The organism is Mycolicibacterium psychrotolerans (assembly GCF_010729305.1).
In the GTDB taxonomy this organism is placed as follows: Bacteria; Actinomycetota; Actinomycetes; order Mycobacteriales; family Mycobacteriaceae; genus Mycobacterium; species Mycobacterium psychrotolerans.
In genome coordinates this window covers 4,345,423-4,361,073 of sequence record NZ_AP022574.1, presented here as the reverse complement: position 1 = coordinate 4,361,073, position 15,651 = coordinate 4,345,423, and the positions used below count along the sequence as shown (strand labels likewise).

General features: G+C 69.2%; 13 protein-coding genes. 7 read left to right on the top strand and 6 right to left on the bottom strand.

Annotated features, from left to right (window positions below):
* Position 1: 1 nt before the first annotated feature.
* Positions 2–1,414, top strand: coding sequence for a GTPase HflX (gene hflX / locus G6N45_RS21165; protein WP_197746850.1), 1,413 nt, complete (start codon positions 2–4; stop codon positions 1,412–1,414).
* Here the strand turns inward: hflX and G6N45_RS21160 are convergent.
* Complete coding sequence (locus G6N45_RS21160; RefSeq protein ID WP_163724303.1) at positions 1,404–3,683, bottom strand: molybdopterin-dependent oxidoreductase; 2,280 nt, start codon at positions 3,681–3,683, stop codon at positions 1,404–1,406. The two genes, hflX and G6N45_RS21160, sit on opposite strands and share 11 nt — an antisense overlap.
* A gap of 103 nt (positions 3,684–3,786) precedes the next feature.
* On the opposite strand from G6N45_RS21160, the gene G6N45_RS21155 reads away from it, so the two are divergent.
* Positions 3,787–4,959 (top strand): acyl-CoA dehydrogenase family protein, encoded by a 1,173-nt coding sequence (locus tag G6N45_RS21155; RefSeq protein WP_163724301.1) that lies wholly within the window; start codon positions 3,787–3,789, stop codon positions 4,957–4,959.
* A gap of 161 nt (positions 4,960–5,120) precedes the next feature.
* On the top strand, positions 5,121–7,202 hold the full coding sequence (locus G6N45_RS21150; protein WP_163724299.1) for an LGFP repeat-containing protein: 2,082 nt from the start codon (positions 5,121–5,123) through the stop codon (positions 7,200–7,202).
* A gap of 23 nt (positions 7,203–7,225) precedes the next feature.
* Here the strand turns inward: G6N45_RS21150 and lexA are convergent, their stop codons facing one another.
* Positions 7,226–7,930, bottom strand: a complete 705-nt coding sequence (gene lexA / locus G6N45_RS21145) for a transcriptional repressor LexA (protein WP_163724297.1) — start codon at positions 7,928–7,930, stop codon at positions 7,226–7,228.
* A 210-nt stretch (positions 7,931–8,140) separates the two neighbouring features.
* On the opposite strand from lexA, the gene G6N45_RS21140 reads away from it, so the two are divergent.
* Together G6N45_RS21140 and nrdR are read left to right on the top strand one after the other, a co-directional pair.
* Entirely contained in the window at positions 8,141–8,608 is a 468-nt protein-coding gene (locus G6N45_RS21140; protein WP_407664224.1) for a LysM peptidoglycan-binding domain-containing protein, read from the top strand.
* A 158-nt stretch (positions 8,609–8,766) separates the two neighbouring features.
* Positions 8,767–9,231 (top strand): transcriptional regulator NrdR, encoded by a 465-nt coding sequence (nrdR, locus tag G6N45_RS21135; RefSeq protein WP_163724295.1) that lies wholly within the window; start codon positions 8,767–8,769, stop codon positions 9,229–9,231.
* A 5-nt stretch (positions 9,232–9,236) separates the two neighbouring features.
* Here nrdR and G6N45_RS21130 read toward each other — a convergent pair whose 3' ends face one another.
* From G6N45_RS21130 to G6N45_RS21120, 3 genes are all read right to left on the bottom strand, one after another.
* Entirely contained in the window at positions 9,237–9,923 is a 687-nt protein-coding gene (locus G6N45_RS21130) for a PhzF family protein (protein ID WP_057147293.1), read from the bottom strand.
* Between the two features lie 26 nt (positions 9,924–9,949).
* Positions 9,950–10,972 carry an alpha/beta fold hydrolase gene (locus G6N45_RS21125; RefSeq protein ID WP_163724293.1) on the bottom strand — a complete coding sequence of 341 codons (1,023 nt, stop codon included), beginning with the start codon at positions 10,970–10,972 and terminating at the stop codon, positions 9,950–9,952.
* A 75-nt stretch (positions 10,973–11,047) separates the two neighbouring features.
* On the bottom strand, positions 11,048–12,037 hold the full coding sequence (locus G6N45_RS21120) for a proteasome assembly chaperone family protein (protein ID WP_163724292.1): 990 nt from the start codon (positions 12,035–12,037) through the stop codon (positions 11,048–11,050).
* Between the two features lie 189 nt (positions 12,038–12,226).
* Between G6N45_RS21120 and G6N45_RS21115 the strand changes: the two genes are divergently transcribed.
* Positions 12,227–13,015, top strand: coding sequence for a trypsin-like serine peptidase (locus tag G6N45_RS21115; protein WP_163724290.1), 789 nt, complete (start codon positions 12,227–12,229; stop codon positions 13,013–13,015).
* On the opposite strand, the gene sthA is transcribed toward G6N45_RS21115, so the two are convergent.
* Positions 13,012–14,418 carry a Si-specific NAD(P)(+) transhydrogenase gene (gene sthA, locus G6N45_RS21110; RefSeq protein WP_179965388.1) on the bottom strand — a complete coding sequence of 469 codons (1,407 nt, stop codon included), beginning with the start codon at positions 14,416–14,418 and terminating at the stop codon, positions 13,012–13,014. The genes G6N45_RS21115 and sthA overlap by 4 nt on opposite strands.
* A 183-nt stretch (positions 14,419–14,601) precedes the next feature.
* Between sthA and G6N45_RS21105 the strand changes: the two genes are divergently transcribed.
* Complete coding sequence (locus tag G6N45_RS21105) at positions 14,602–15,642, top strand: DUF4192 domain-containing protein (RefSeq protein WP_163724286.1); 1,041 nt, start codon at positions 14,602–14,604, stop codon at positions 15,640–15,642.
* The last annotated feature ends 9 nt before the right edge of the window (positions 15,643–15,651 follow it).

The window sequence follows — 15,651 nt, the reverse complement described above, 5'->3', positions numbered from 1 at the left end:
TATGACGTATCCCGAATCCCACAACGCCACCCCCAGCACGGGCGAACTCGCGCTCGACGACCGCACAGCACTACGCCGCGTCGCGGGACTGTCCACCGAACTGGCCGACATCTCCGAGGTCGAGTACCGCCAGCTGCGCCTCGAGCGCGTCGTGCTGGTAGGGGTCTGGACCGAGGGCTCCGCGGCTGACGCCGACGCGAGCCTGGCCGAACTGGCCGCGCTCGCCGAGACCGCGGGCTCCGAGGTGCTCGAGGGCGTGATCCAGCGCCGCGACAAGCCCGACCCGGCCACCTACATCGGCTCCGGCAAGGCCATCGAACTGCGCGAGGTCGTGCTGGCCACCGGCGCCGACACCGTGATCTGCGACGGTGAGCTGAGCCCCGCCCAGCTCAACGCGCTGGAAAAGGTCGTCAAGGTCAAGGTGATCGACCGGACCGCGCTGATCCTCGACATCTTCGCCCAGCACGCCACCAGCCGCGAGGGCAAGGCGCAGGTGTCGCTGGCGCAGATGGAGTACATGCTGCCCCGGCTGCGCGGCTGGGGAGAGTCGATGTCCCGGCAGGCCGGTGGCCGCGCAGGTGGCGCCGGCGGCGGCGTGGGCACCCGCGGGCCCGGCGAGACGAAGATCGAGACCGACCGGCGCCGTATCCGGGAACGGATGTCCAAGCTGCGCCGCGACATCAAGGACATGAAGAAGATCCGCGACACCCAGCGCAGCGGGCGCAGGCGCAGCGAGACGCCGTCGGTCGCGATCGTCGGCTACACCAACGCAGGCAAGTCCAGCCTGCTCAACGCGCTCACCGGGGCGGGTGTCCTTGTCGAGAACGCGTTGTTCGCGACGCTGGAACCCACCACGCGCCGTGGGCAGTTCGACGACGGCAGGCAGTTCGTGCTGACCGACACCGTCGGGTTCGTGCGGCATCTGCCGACCCAATTGGTCGAGGCCTTCCGCTCGACGCTGGAAGAGGTCGTCGACGCCGATTTGCTGGTGCACGTGGTGGACGGCTCCGATGTGAACCCGCTGGCGCAGATCAACGCCGTCCGGCAGGTGATCAACGACGTCGTGGCCGAGTACGGCATCGCCGCGCCGACCGAACTGCTGGTGGTGAACAAGACCGACGCGGCGAGCGGGCTGACGCTGGCCACGCTGCGACGGGCGCTGCCCGATGCGGTGTTCGTGTCCGCGCACACCGGCGACGGACTGGACCGGCTGCGCAGCCGGATGGCCGAACTCGTGGTGCCCACCGACACAACCGTCGACGTGACGATTCCCTACGACCGCGGTGATCTGGTCGCGCGGATGCACGACGAAGGCCGGGTGGACGCCACCGAACACACCGAGCGCGGCACCCGGATCAAGGCGCGGGTGCCTGTCGCCCTGGCGGCGGGCCTCGCCGAGTTCGCTACCTACTGACGATCCGCGGCGGCTGGTGCGCGCGCACCGGAGGCGGTGTCGCGGTGTACTTCTCGACCTCGACGAGGGCGTGCGCCCCGCTGCAGCCGCGTGCCAGTGACGAGGTGCCGACGTCGTCGGTCAGCACGTTCGGGTTGCCGTGCACGCACAGCGCATCGGGATCGGCCGGATCGGCCGGGTCGTACCAGGCCCCGGTCGACAGCTGCACGACCCGCCGGCGCACACCGACGTCGACGATCACCCCGGCCAGGCAGGCGCCGCGGTCGTTGAACACCCGCACCACGTCGCCGGCGCTCAAACCCCGCTCCCGCGCGTCGGCCGGATGCATCCGGATCGGTTCCCGGCCGGCAACTTTCGACTGCTGGCTGACTGCGCCGCCGTCGAGCTGGCTGTGCAGCCGGGCGGCCGGCTGATTCGCCACCAGATGCAACGGATACCGCTGCGCCCGCGGGCCGCCCAGCCATTCGGACGGTTCGAACCAGGCCGGGTGGCCGGCGCAGTCGGCGTAGCCGAAACCGTCGATGTCGGCGCTGAAGATCTCGATGAGACCGCTGCGGGTGCCGAGCCGGTGAGTCACCGGATCTGCCCGGAAGTCGGCGAGCAAGGTCAGGCCGTCCTCGACGGGCAACCGCAGCGCACCGGCCCGCCAGAACTCGTCGAAGGTCGGGACATCGAAATCGAGTGTCTGCGACCATGTTTCGTAGAGGTGAGTCAGCCACTCCCGCGAGGTGCGGCCTTCGGTGAAGGCCTCCTCGACGCCGAGTTCGCGCGCCAGCGCGGCGAACGTGTCGTAGTCGTCGCGGGAATGCGCATACGGTTCGGTCAGCTTCGGCATCGCCATCAGCAGCGGATCGTTGCGCGAGCCCGAGAAATCGTCGCGTTCGGCGAAGGTCGTCGACGGCACGACGATGTCGGCGTGCCGGGCCATCGGGGTCCAGTACGGATCGTGCACCACGACGGTGTCGGGCCGGCCCAGCGCCCTGCGCAACCGCGGAATGTTCTGGTGGTGGTGGAACGGATTGCCGCCGGCCCAGTAGACCAACCGGATGTCGGGGTAGGTGAGCCGTAATCCGTTGTAGTCGAACGGTTCTCTTGGATGGAGCAGCATGTCGCTGACCCCCGCGACGGGAATGAACGACCTCACCGGGTTGACGCCCTGGGGCAGCCGGGGCAGCGAGCAGCGCAGCGGCGGCAGGCCCGGCTCGTTCATCGAGCCGTAGCCGTGGCCGAATCCGCCGCCGGGGAGCCCGATCTGGCCGAGCATCGCGGCGAGCGTCAGCCCCATCCAGGGCGCCTGTTCACCGAACCTGGTGCGTTGCAACGACCAGCTGACGGTCACGATCGTCCGGTTCGCCGCCATCCGGCGTGCCAGCGCGATCAGGTCGTCGGCGTCCAGTCCGCTGCGCTCCGCGGCCCACTGCGGGGACTTCGGCACCCCGTCGTCGGTGCCCAGCAGGTAGCGCTCGAATCGGTCGTATCCGGTGCAGTACCGCGCGAGGAAGTCACGGTCGGCCAGCGACTCGCTTGCCAGCACGTGCGCCAGGCCGAGCATGACCGCCACGTCGGTGCCGGGCACCGGGGCGTACCAGTCGCAGGCGCCGTCGACGTCATCGCGCAACGGGGAGAGCGACACGATGCGCCCGCCGCGGTCGCGGAAGCGGTGGAGCGCATCTCGCGCCGGGTGCGCGGTTGTGCCGCCGTGGTTGACGCCTGTGTTTTTCAGCGCCAGCCCGCCGAAGCACACCAGCAGGTCGGTGTGCTCGACGATGACGTCCCACTGGGTGGACCGCTTGAACAGGTCGTCGTGCGTTCCGACGACCCGCGGCATGATCACGCCGGTCGCGCCCAGGCTGTAGGAGTGGCGCGAGAATGTGTATCCGCCAAGGCAATTGAGGAACCGATGCACCTGACTCTGGGCGTGATGGAAGCGGCCCGCGCTCGACCAGCCGTAGGAGCCGCCGTAGAGCGCCTCGTTGCCGTGCCCGTCGACGACCCGGCGCAGTTCGCAGGCCAGCAGCTCGGTCAGCTGCTCCCAGGTGACGGCGACGAAGTCGTCGGCACCGCGGCGCATGCTCGGTCCGGGCCCCTCGTCGAGCCAGCCGCGGCGCACCGCGGGTCCGGTGATGCGCGAGACGTGGCGGACGGAACCCGGCAGATTCCCCAGAGCGGGTGACGGGTCGGCGTCGCCGGGAAACGGGGCGACCGAGGCGATGTCGCCGGATTCGACGGTGGCGGAGAAGGCACCCCAGTGGGTGAGGCTGGTGCCCATGCCCGTGAGTCTAGGGCGCGCGGCCGCCTGTGCCCGACCAACCATCCGGTTGGATGGGGTACCTTGGCGGCAACACTTGCCGACCACCGACGCGAGGATCTCCATGGGCTCTACCGCCAAATCCGTCATCGCCTACGAGCGCACGCTGTTCGAACCCGAGCACGAGATGTTCCGCGAGTCGTTCCGCGAATTTCTCACGCGCCATGTCGCGCCGTTCCACGACCAGTGGGAAGCCGACAAGCTCGTCGACCGGGAGGTGTGGCTGGAAGCTGGCAAGCAGGGCTTCCTGGGCATGGCCGTGCCCGAGGAGTACGGCGGCGGCGGGGTGGACGACTTCCGCTACAACACGATCATCACCGAGGAGATCACCGCAGGCCGCTACAGCGGACTGGGGTTCAGCCTGCACAACGACGTCGCCGCGCCGTACTTCATCCGGCTGACCACCGACGAGCAGAAGCAGCGCTGGCTGCCGAAGTTCTGCAGCGGCGAGTACATCAGCGCCATCGCGATGACCGAACCCGGCACGGGCAGCGACCTGCAGGGCATCAAGACCCGCGCGGTCCGCGACGGTGACCACTACGTCCTAAACGGCTCGAAGACGTTCATCACCAACGGGATCCTCTCCGACCTGGTGATCGTCGTGGCCCAGACCGATCCCGAGAAGGGCGCGCTGGGCTTCTCGCTGCTGGTGGTCGAGCGCGGCATGGAGGGCTTCGAGCGCGGTCGCAAGCTCGACAAGGTCGGCCTCGACGCCCAGGACACCGCCGAGTTGTCCTTTACCGACGTCAAGGTGCCCGTCGAGAACCTGCTGGGCGAGGAGGGTCAGGGCTTCATCTACCTGATGCAGAACCTGCCACAGGAACGCATCAGCATCGCGATCATGGCGGCGGCGGCAATGGAGGCCGTGCTCGACGGCACGCTGCAGTACACGAAGGAGCGTAAGGCATTCGGCAGGCCGATCGGCAGCCAGCAGAACAGCCGCTTCCTTCTCGCCGAGCTGTCCACCGAGGCGACGGTGGTGCGGATGATGGTCGACGCGTTCATCCGACTGCACCTCGACGAGAAGCTGACCGTGGAGCAGGCCGCGATGGCCAAGTGGTACTCCACGGAGAAGCAGGTGCACCTGATCGACCGCTGCCTGCAGCTGCACGGCGGCTACGGTTACATGCGCGAGTACGACGTGGCCCGCGCCTATCTCGACGCCCGTGTGCAGACGATCTACGGCGGCACCACCGAGATCATGAAGGAGATCATCGGGCGAAGTCTCGGCGTCTGACGTGCGGGGTCGTCGCAGCGGTTGCCGATGAGTCGGCGCCTATTCTCTGCGTGCACGGCGAGGTGGCTTGGTAATCGTCGTCCGCTGACGCAGAGTGAACGCACGCGGTAATTTTCGCTGAACCTTTTCAGCGACCGAGTCGCCGACCGCGGGGAGGATGCATGATCCGGCAGCCGATGCTGCGCCGACGTTCAGCCGGTCGATGGGCCATCGGATTGCTGGGGGTCGCCACCGCGCTCCTGCTCTCTCCGGTCGCCGCGGCGCAGCCCGACGTCGACGCCAACAACGCCATCACCGCGGCCTGGCAGGCCAGCGGCGGTGACGCCGGCCCCCTGGGGCCCAAGTCCGGCGACGTCTACCCCGTCGGGGCGGGATTCGCTCAGAACTTCGCGTCCGGGAAAGTGTTCTTCACCCCGGCGACCGGCGCACACGCGATGCAGGGCGCGATCCTGGACAAGTACGAGTCGCTCGGCGGCCCCGCCGACAGCGATCTGGGGTTCCCGACCATCGACGAGGGCGACGGCCGGGCGCCGGGCAGCCGCAACAGCACGTTCAGCGCGCCGGACAACCCGGTGATCTTCTGGACGCCCGACACCGGCGCCCGAGTGGTCCGTGGTGCCCTCAACGCGGCGTGGGACAAGCTGGGCGGATCCTCCGCTGTGCTCGGCGTGCCCACCGAGGACGAGACCTACGACGGCTCGGTGGTGAGCCAGAAGTTCACCGGCGGTCAGGTGTCCTACGACTCGCGGACCAAGAAGTTCACCACCGACCCGCCGGAGCTGGCCGATCAATTGGGCGATCTCGCGATCCCCGAGGATCCGGTCGTCGCGATCGACGCCGCGCGCCGCGCCGCAGGCGGCCCGCTCGGCCCGCTCGGGGCGAGCGACGGGGAGCCTTACAAGATCGGCTCCAACGGGATGGGTCAGGACTTCGTCAACGGCAAGATCTTCTACAGCCCCGACACCGGCGCGAATGTCGTCACCGGTCAGGTGCTGGCCAAGTACGAGAGCGTCGGCGGTCCCGAAGGCGACCTCGGGTTCCCCATCACCGGTGAGGTGGACGGCGGTGTCGCGCCCGCGAGCCGGATGAGCAGCTTCGCCGCCGCGGACAAGCCCGTGATCTTCTGGACCCCCGACTACGGCGCGGTGATCGTGCGCGGCGCGATGAACGCGGCTTGGGAAAAGCTCGGCGGGGCCACCGGTGCGCTCGGCGCACCCGTGTCCGACCAGAGCCAGAATGGCGACGTCATCACACAGAAGTTCAGCGGCGGTGCGCTCACCTACAACACGGCGACCAAGAAGTTCACCACCGAACCGGGCAACCTGGCCCCCCAACTCGCCGGGCTCGAGGTTCCGGATCAGCAGGCACCGCAGGCCACGCCGTCGTCCCAAGCAGCCGACAGCGGTGAGGGCACGGGTTTCCGGTGGACTTGGTGGTGGCTGCTGGCGATTGTGCCCGTGCTGCTCGTTCTCGGCGTGGTGGCGCTGGCGGTGGCGCGCAACCGGCGCCGCGGCAGTGACGACGACGATCTGTTCGGAACGCCGCCGCGTGCGGTCGACGCCGACGACCGGGACTACGGTGCGGGGCCTGCCGGAGGCGACGACGGCCGCGAGGACGCACTGTTCGGTGACCGCTACGCGCGGGAAGGCCTCGGCTCGCTGGGATCGACCTCGCTGGGGTCGGCCGCGCCTCCGACGCCGGCCAGTCCGCCCGAGGGTTACGAACCGGGCCGGGCGGGCTTCTGGGGAGGGCAGGAGCCGTCGACGAACTCGGCGGAGACCCCGTCCTACGCCGAGCAGGACGACCCCGATGCCGTGGACACCGCACCGACGCGCGTTCCGACGCCGACCGAGGTGGCCGCCGATGACGGTCCTCCCGACGCCGACGTCGACGTCGATGGCCCCCCCGACGTCGATGCCGACGCCGACCGCGAACCGTTGGTGGCAGACGAGCCTGACCCGGTGCCGGTACCCGCAGCCGTGCCGGTCTTCGACCGCGATGCGGTCACCGACACCGGCAGACATGCCCGCATCGACATCGACGAACCGGCGCCGATGGGCACCGCGCTGCACCTTCCCCTCGACGATCCGGATGAGGTGCCGGACGGCTACCCCGTCAAGGCCGACACCAGATCAGGGCTGTACTGGACGCCGGGCAGCGCCGACTATGAGGGTGCGCCCGCCGAGATCTGGTTCGCCACCGAGGAGATCGCGCGCACGAACGGGTTCGTCCGCGGCGACTGACCGGCCGCGCCCATGGTGGCCGGTCAGATCTTGCGGATGACCGTCACGACCTTGCCGAGCACGGCGGCGTCGTTGCCGGGGATCGGATCGAACGCGGGGTTGTGCGGCATCAGCCAGACCTGTCCGCGCGTCCGCTTGAATGTCTTCACCGTGGCCTCGCCGTCGATCATCGCGGCCACGATGTCACCGTTGTCGGCGACGTTCTGCTGACGGACGACCACCCAGTCGCCGTCGCAGATGGCAGCGTCGATCATCGATTCGCCGACCACTTTGAGCAGGAACAGCGAGCCCTCGCCGACGAGCTCGCGGGGTAGGGGGAAGACATCCTCGACGGCCTCTTCGGCCAGGATGGGTCCACCGGCGGCGATGCGGCCCAGCACGGGCACGAACGTCGGCTCGGGCAACGCGTCGGAGCCGGCGACGTCGGTGGAGACGGGCGGTGTGGCGGCGTCGTCGATGCCGCGGACGTCGACCGCGCGGGGACGGTTGGGATCGCGGCGCAGATAGCCCTTGCGCTCGAGGGTGCGCAGCTGATGTGCGACCGAGGAGGTCGAGGTGAGGCCGACGGCATCGCCGATCTCCCGGATGCTCGGTGGGTATCCCCGCGTGGTGACCGAGGAACGGATGACCTCGAGGATGGTGCGCTGACGTTCGGTCAAGCCCGTTCCGCGGTCGCGGCGGGCGGGGGAGCCCTGGCCGGCTGTGCTGTCGCTGCTGTCATCGCTCATGGCCTCGAATGTAACGCGGCGCGCCGCCGGAATCAAACATGTGTTCGAGGCGTGTCGGGATCCGTTCGGTCGAACGTGCGGTCGAGTCGACTTGTCGGTGGCCTGGGTTAGCGTTCGCAACAGTTCGATCACATGTTCTATTCATCGAACACATGATCGACTAGGGTTCGAACACAGGAGCGAATGGCTCACCGACCGAGAGGCAGACAGATGACCGTTCTCCACACTTCCGACCTCTGGGACATGCCGGCTCGCAGTGCGCGTCCGGTGCGGGTCGGCCACCCGCGCCGCACGCCCGCCGCACGCCGGCCGCGCTCTCAGCGCCCGGCGGGAGCGCCGATGGCGTATCGCGGCAGCGGGGTGCTCGCGTCCCGGGCATCGCACCGCCGCCGTCCGATCACGCCCGCCGCCACCGTGCTGCTCGCCCTCGTCGCGGCCGCCATCACCGTGTGGCTGGGACTGGTGGCCCAGGCCGGTGGAGTTCTCGGAGGACAGACCGAGGTGCCCGGCAGGCTCGCGGTCGTCCAGGTCCAGACCGGCGAGTCCCTGCAGCACGTCGCCCAGCGGGTGGCGCCCGACGCGCCGGTCGCCGACGTCGTCGACAAGATCCGCGAGCTGAACAGGCTCGAGACGGTCGCGCTGGACGCTGGTCAGACCCTCATCGCGCCGGTCGCCTGACCCGAGCGATCGCCATGCACGACCAATCCTGCACGCGATCTGCGTCGGCTGTGCCCGCGGGGAACGCGCCGTCGGCTCCGCTGCTGCGCTGTGTCCGCGCAGCGCAGGTACGCTCGAAGACGTTCGAAGCGGTCTGCCGGTGCGGTGAAGGAGCGGTGATGCACTGTCCGTTCTGCCGTCACCCCGATTCGCGGGTGGTCGATTCCCGCGAGACCGATGAAGGTCAGGCCATCCGGCGGCGCAGATCGTGCCCCGAGTGCGGGCGCCGCTTCACGACGGTGGAGAGTGCCGTGCTGGCCGTGGTCAAGCGCAGTGGCGTCACCGAACCCTTCAGCCGCGAGAAGGTCATCAAGGGCGTGCGCCGGGCGTGCCAGGGTCGGCAGGTCGACGACGACGCGCTGAACGTGCTGGCGCAGAAGGTCGAGGATGCCGTGCGCGCCACCGGTTCTCCCGAGGTTCCCAGCCACGAGGTCGGCCTGGCGATCCTAGGGCCGTTGAGCGAACTCGACGAGGTGGCCTATCTGAGGTTCGCGTCGGTGTACCGATCGTTCTCGTCGGCCGAGGATTTCGAGCGGGAGATCCAGGCCCTACGCGCACATCGCGAGGTGCCTGCGGGAAGCTGACGCAGTCAATCGAGGCGGCGGTGTCCGTCCTCGACGACGCGTCCGGCGACCTTCACCCATCCTTCCGGACTCCATACGGTCTGGATCATCGATCCCTGGCCCTGGATGATCGTGAGATCACGACTCAGATGTTCGGTGATCCGCACCGCGCCCGCACCGGTCGCTTCGTCCTCACGAATACCGAGCTGCGGCGCGAACATTCGCGACCTGATCGTCCCTGCCTCCCGATCCAGCCACGTCCACACGTAATGCTCGACGGCGTCGACGTAATCGTCCGGATCGGCGGCCGCGAGCTCCTCGGCAGTGGGGATCTCGTAGATCGAGAAATCCGGCGCCCACTCGGCGCGAGCGCTCACCGAGGTCATGTCACCCGAAAGGTCCACCTGCACGATGCCCGCGGGCACCTGCAGCGTCCTGACCGGGGTGCCGCGATTGTTCAGCCACCACGCCGCGCCCACGGTGGGATGGCCGGCGAAGGGCAGCTCCGTCGTCGGGGTGTGGATGTGGGCGTGTGCCGTACGGGCGCCCGGCTCCGGCAGCGTCACGAAAATCGTTTCGCTGTAACCCAACTCGGTGGCGATCTGTTGTCGGTCGGAAGGTGCCACGGTGGCCGAGTCGACGACGCCGAGGGGATTGCCGAAGTCGCCGTTCTCATCGGTGAAAACACGCAGCACGGTCACATCGATGGCCATGAGGCCGATGCTACGTGCCGGCCGGGTCAGGTGGCGCTGCGCTCGTCGGCGCCCATCGCGTCGAGTACGGCCACCCGGGTGTCCACCGAACCCGAAAGCGTGCCCGGGCTGATGCCGGTGCGCAGCAGCATGCGCAGGTACTCCTGGTCGTGGGCAGCAGGTTCGGTGCCGTCGATGAACTTCTCGACGACCTCGACGAAGCGGTCGGGATCGTCGTGGAACGGGAAATGCCCGGAGCCCGGGAAAATCTCGAGCCGCGAACCCGGCATCGCGGCGTGGGCCATCTCCGCATGGCTGACGGGGATGACCGAATCGCCGCTGCCCCAGATCAGCTGCACCGGGACCGATTGCGTCAGATAACAGCGGTCGAGCATCGTCACCACCTGGCCGCGCCAGTCCACCACCGCGCGCAGCGTCCGCGCGAACGCCGCCGACGCCGTCGGTTCGGGCAGATCGGCGAGGATGCGCAGCATGTCGGGGATGTCGCGGCCGGCGCCGGTCGAGCCGAACAGCGAGCCGCCCAGTCGACCGAGCACCTGCAGCGCCGGCAGCACCAGCGGGAGTCGCAGCAGGGCGAGGGCTTCGCTGCCCAACGGAAGTGAGGCGAACCGCAATGCGATGTTGACGTCCTTGGTGACCCCGCCGGCCCCGACGAGGATCAGCCGCTCGACCAACTGCGGGAACTGATAGGCGAACTGCATCGCCACGCCGCCGCCCAGGGAGTGCCCGACCACGGTGACGCTGTCGATGTCGAGAACGCTGAGCAGGTCGCGCATGCCGTTGGCATACGCAGCGACCGAGTAGTCGGCACGAGGCTTGTCGGAGCGCCCATGGCCCAACAGATCGGGGGCGATGACGGTGAATCGCTGCGCGAGCGTGGTCTGCACCGTGCTCCAGGTCGTGGAGTTGTCCCCGATGCCGTGGATGAGCAGGATCGCGGGCCCCGACCCGGCGATGCGGTACGCCCGGCGGTAGCCGTGGATGGTGCGGTAATGCAGGGTCGGCGTGAGTTCCCGGACCGGGCGCAGATTCGGCTTGCGATCGGTCATCGCGGACAGTCTCTCGTCACGGTCATGTCGCCCACTTCGTCGTCGGGACGGAATGCACAGGACCGGCGGGGACGGCTACGTGTTGTCCCTGGGATCCTCTTTGTCCTTGTCCTTGGTGTACTCACCGGCCTGTTGGGCGAGGAACCGTTCGAACTCGGCGCCCAGTTCCTCACCGCTGGGCAGATCTTCGTCACGCGCCAGAAGGGACCGGTTCTCCTGTGCGGCAACGAAGGCATCGTATTGCCTCTCCAGGGCCTCCACCACTTGAGCGACCTCGGCACTGGCCACCACCTGCTCGTTGACCTTCTCGGCCACTTCGGCGGCGGCGCGGCTCAGCTCGGCGGTCGGGATCTGCAGTGAACCGCTGCGGGCCACCTCGGACAGCAGCGTCTCGGCGGCGGCGGGGTAGTCGGTCTGGGCCAGGTAGTGCGGCACGTGCACAGTGAATCCCACCACCTCATAGCCGTGCTGGGCCATCCGGAATTCGAGCAGGTTCGACGCGCTGCCCGGCACCGCGACCTCGCCCACCCACGGCTGGTGCTCGGCGATGAGCTCCTTGTCGTTGGAGTGCGCGGTCAGTGTCATCGGCCGGGTGTGCGGCACCGCCATCGGGATCGCGCCCAGGCCGATCACCCGGCGCACCGCCAGCCGCTCGGACAGCAGCCGGACCGCGGTGATGAAGCGCTCCCAGCGCAGATCCGGCTCCAGTCCGGCGAGCAGCAGAAACGGTGTGCCGACGCTGTCGCGCAACGCGTAGAGGTTGAGCTCGGGCTCGTCGTAACTGGTGAAGTGATCGGTCTTGAACGTCATCAACGGGCGGCGGGACCGGTAGTCCAGCAACTCGTCGATCGCGAACGACGCCACCAACTCGGTGTCGAGCGTGTTCTTCAGGTGCTCGGCGGCCAGCTTGATGGCCCGGCCCGCATCGGAGAAACCCTCCAGCGCATGGATCAGCACCGGGCCGCGGCCATCGGCGGACGAGAGCGAGGGTTCAGGGAATTCGAGCTCGTACATGCCGGTCTGCTCGGGTTGGTAGCGCTGACCCGGTTCCGCGTCGTCAGCCATCCCTGGCCTCCTCACTGTCTGTCGGGTGAACGTCCAGTGTCCCTCACCGGTGGATCGCTGCCACAGCGGTACCGCGGGCGTCACCAACTTGATCGAACACGCGCACACCGATGTGACATTCCGCGGCTGCGCCTGGCGCGTACCCCGCCGGCCGTCACGGAAACGGCAGATGGGGGAGGATCGGTCGGTATGCGCGCGCCTGCCTCCGTCCGGCTCGCCGTGGTCGCCGTGGCCGCGGCGGTGCTGACCTCGTGCGGAGCCGCCTACCCGGCGCCGCCGCAGGCGGCCGAGCCGGTCACCTCGACGCCGCCGTCGGCGCACCCGGTGTCTCCCGACTCGCGCGTCGGCGCCGTGTTCCTGGATACGGACGGGATCCATGTCTGCAGCGCATCGGTACTGAGCTCCGCGGTCGCCGACCTGATCCTGACCGCCGCGCACTGCGTGGCCGACGGCGTCGACGCCACCTTCGTCCCCGGCTACTCCGACAGCCGCCCCGCCGAACCGGGCCGGCACCTGGACGCGGTCTACCTCGATCCGCGCTGGCTGCGCGATCAGGACCCGGCAGCCGACTACGCGATCGCGCGGGTGAGCCGCGGTGACGGGCCGGCGCTGCAGACCATCGCCGTCGGCGGACTGCGTTTGGGTCCGGCGCCCGCGCCGGGAACCGCGGTGACCGTCGTCGGCTACGGCTACGGAGTAGGCGGCGGGCCGACGGCCTGTACGGTCGCCACCGCCGCACCCCGCGAGGGCTTCCCGGCGGTGCACTGCGACGGGATCGTCGCCGGGTTCTCCGGCGCGCCGTGGATCGCCGGCTCCACCGTGGTGGGCCTGATCGGCGGCCTCGACGGCGGGGGATGCCTCGACGAGGTGTCGTATTCTCCGCGGTTCGACGGCGCGCTGCCGGCGCTGATGGCGCGCGCCGAGGCCGGCGGGCCCGCCGACACCCCGCCGGCCGCGTTCGACGACGGCTGCGGCTAGGAGCGGAACCGGTTGAGGGCGCGCAGCTTGTTCATCACGTCCAGTGCCGCGACCTTGTACGCCTCGGAGAACGTCGGGTAGTTGAACACGGCGTCGACGAGGTAATCGACGCTGCCACCGCAGCCCATCACCGCCTGCCCGATGTGCACCATCTCGGTCGCGCTGGTGCCGAAGATGTGCACCCCGAGCAGCCGGAGATCCTCTGTGGACACCAGCAGCTTGAGCATGCCGTAGGAGTCGCCGGCGATCTGGCCGCGGGCCAGTTCGCGGTAGCGCGACACCCCGACCTCGTACGGGACGGCATCCTTGGTGAGCTGCACCTCGGTGAGGCCGACATAGGACACTTCGGGAATGGAGTAGATGCCGATGGGCTGCAGCTCGGTCATGCCCTTGCAGGGTTCTCCGAAGGCGTGGTAGGCCGCGAGCCGGCCCTGATCCATCGAGGTCGCGGCAAGGGCGGGGAAGCCGATGACATCGCCGACGGCGTAGATGTGGTCGACCTTGGTGCAGAAGTTGTCGTCGACGAAGATGCGGCCGCGATGGTCGGCCTCCAGCCCGGCGCTGTCGAGGTCGAGCTCGTCGGTCTGCCCCTGGCGGCCCGCGGAGTACATCACCGTCTCGGCCGGGATCTTCTTGCCGCTGGCCAGTGTCGTCACCGTGCCGGCAGCACCCACGTCGACCGCGGTCACCTCCTCGCCGAACCGGAACGTGACCGCCAGGTCGCGCAGGTGGAACTTCAGCGACTCGATGATCTCCGGGTCGCAGAAGTCGAGCATGGTCTCGCGCTTCTCGACGACGGTCACCTTGGTGCCGAGCGCGGCGAACATCGATGCGTACTCGATGCCGATCACGCCGGCCCCCACTACCACCATCGAGGTCGGCAGCGTCTTGAGGTCGAGGATGCCGTCGGAGTCGAGCACCCGCTCCTCGTCGAACTCGATACCGGCCGGCCGCGCCGGTTTGGTGCCCGTCGCGATCACGATGTACTCGCCGGTGACGGTGGTGCGTTCGCCGCGGTCGGGCTCTTCCACCAGAACGGTGTGCGGGTCGACGAACCGGCCGTGGCCGGAGATCAGGTCGACGCGGTTGCGCATCAACTGCGAGCGCACGACGTCCTGTTCCCTGCCGATGACGTGGCTGGTGCGGGCAAGCAGGTCGGCCGGGGTGATCTTCTCCTTGACCCGGTAGCTCGCCCCGTACAGTTCGCGCTGACTCATCCCGGTCAGATACACGACCGCTTCGCGCAGCGTCTTCGACGGGATGGTCCCGGTGTTGACGCACACCCCGCCGAGCATCCGCCCGCGTTCCACCACGGCCACCGACTTGCCCAGCTTGGCGGCGGCGATGGCGGCCTTCTGCCCGCCGGGACCCGAACCGATGACGACGAGGTCGTACTCCAGCATCGAACCCATGGTCACCAGGTGTACGCCGGATACCGCCGGTGCGCATGCCGGCGGACGTCAACTTCATGTGAACACCTGACGCACGGGCCGCGATCGCTCCCCAAAGGCGATTTCATCCCCAGATCGGCCGGTCCGGGACACCGTCGGGCGCTTCGCGTCGGTGGTAGTTGCCAGGTTGGCCCTATGGCCTCGACACCTCACCCCGAATCACCCCTCGACCGGCCCGGCGACCTGATCGCTGCGCTTCCCGCCGTCCTCGGCTTCGTGCCGGAGAAATCGCTCGTGGTCGTCACGGCGGCCGACGACGAGATGGGCGCGGTCCTGCGCGCCGACCTCTCCGAACCCCGGGTGCCGCACCTGGCCGAGCTGGCGGCGTCCGCCGGCGCCGAGGCGGTGATCGCGGTGATCGTCGACGACGAGGGCGCGGGTTGTCCGATGTGTGCCGACGAGCACCGCGAACTGGCGCACGAGTTGTCCGTCGAGCTGGCCAGGTGGGGTGTCGAAGTGCTGGCCGCTCATGTGGTCGACGTCGTCGCCGCAGGCGGCACCTGGGTGTGCGCGGACGGCTGCGGGGCCTCCGGGAGGGTGGCGGATCCGAGCGCCTCACCGATCGCGGCGGCCGCGGTGCTCGACGGGCGGCGTCTCTACGCCCGGCGCGATGAGCTCGTCGAGGTGGTCGCGGAGGCCGACCCGCAGCGCAGTGCGGCCCTGGCCGAGGTGATCGAGCAGGAGGGGCCGCTCGACACCGAGCGCGCGGGTGCGCAGGCGCGCAGCGACATCGAGCACGCGCTGGCCTGCGCAGAGCAGCTGGCCGCCGGCAACGCGTTGCGCGACGAGCAGACCGCGCGGCTGGCCCTGTCGCTCACGGATCCGCGGGTGCGAGACACCCTCTACGCGCTGGCGGTCGGGGACCGGGCCGGGATCGCCGAGTCGCTGTGGGCCGACCTGTCGCGGCGGTTGCCGTCGCCGTGGCGCGTGGAAGCGCTTGTGCTGCTCGCCTTTTCGGCATACGCGCGCGGGGACGGTCCGCTTGCCGGGATCTCGCTGGACGCGGCGCTGACGTGTGCACCGCTGCATCGGATGGCGGGCATGCTCGATCAGGCTCTGCAGTCGGGGCTGCGGCCGGAGCAGATCCGGGAGCTCGCCCGCACCGGCTACCGGTTGGCATCGCAGCTCGGGGTGCGGTTACCGCCGCGGCAAGCGTTCGGCAGGCGGGCCGGCTAGTTGTGATGG

Coding starts and splice junctions, on each gene's coding strand:
- G6N45_RS21140 (WP_407664224.1), top strand. CDS start 8,141: ATGACCGTTCTCCACACTTCCGACCTCTGGGACATGCCGGCTCGCAGT.
- G6N45_RS21105 (WP_163724286.1), top strand. CDS start 14,602: ATGGCCTCGACACCTCACCCCGAATCACCCCTCGACCGGCCCGGCGAC.
- G6N45_RS21115 (WP_163724290.1), top strand. CDS start 12,227: ATGCGCGCGCCTGCCTCCGTCCGGCTCGCCGTGGTCGCCGTGGCCGCG.
- sthA (WP_179965388.1), bottom strand. CDS start 14,418: ATGCTGGAGTACGACCTCGTCGTCATCGGTTCGGGTCCCGGCGGGCAG.
- hflX (WP_197746850.1), top strand. CDS start 2: ATGACGTATCCCGAATCCCACAACGCCACCCCCAGCACGGGCGAACTC.
- lexA (WP_163724297.1), bottom strand. CDS start 7,930: ATGAGCGATGACAGCAGCGACAGCACAGCCGGCCAGGGCTCCCCCGCC.
- G6N45_RS21130 (WP_057147293.1), bottom strand. CDS start 9,923: ATGGCCATCGATGTGACCGTGCTGCGTGTTTTCACCGATGAGAACGGC.
- G6N45_RS21150 (WP_163724299.1), top strand. CDS start 5,121: ATGATCCGGCAGCCGATGCTGCGCCGACGTTCAGCCGGTCGATGGGCC.
- G6N45_RS21125 (WP_163724293.1), bottom strand. CDS start 10,972: ATGACCGATCGCAAGCCGAATCTGCGCCCGGTCCGGGAACTCACGCCG.
- G6N45_RS21155 (WP_163724301.1), top strand. CDS start 3,787: ATGGGCTCTACCGCCAAATCCGTCATCGCCTACGAGCGCACGCTGTTC.
- nrdR (WP_163724295.1), top strand. CDS start 8,767: ATGCACTGTCCGTTCTGCCGTCACCCCGATTCGCGGGTGGTCGATTCC.
- G6N45_RS21160 (WP_163724303.1), bottom strand. CDS start 3,683: ATGGGCACCAGCCTCACCCACTGGGGTGCCTTCTCCGCCACCGTCGAA.
- G6N45_RS21120 (WP_163724292.1), bottom strand. CDS start 12,037: ATGGCTGACGACGCGGAACCGGGTCAGCGCTACCAACCCGAGCAGACC.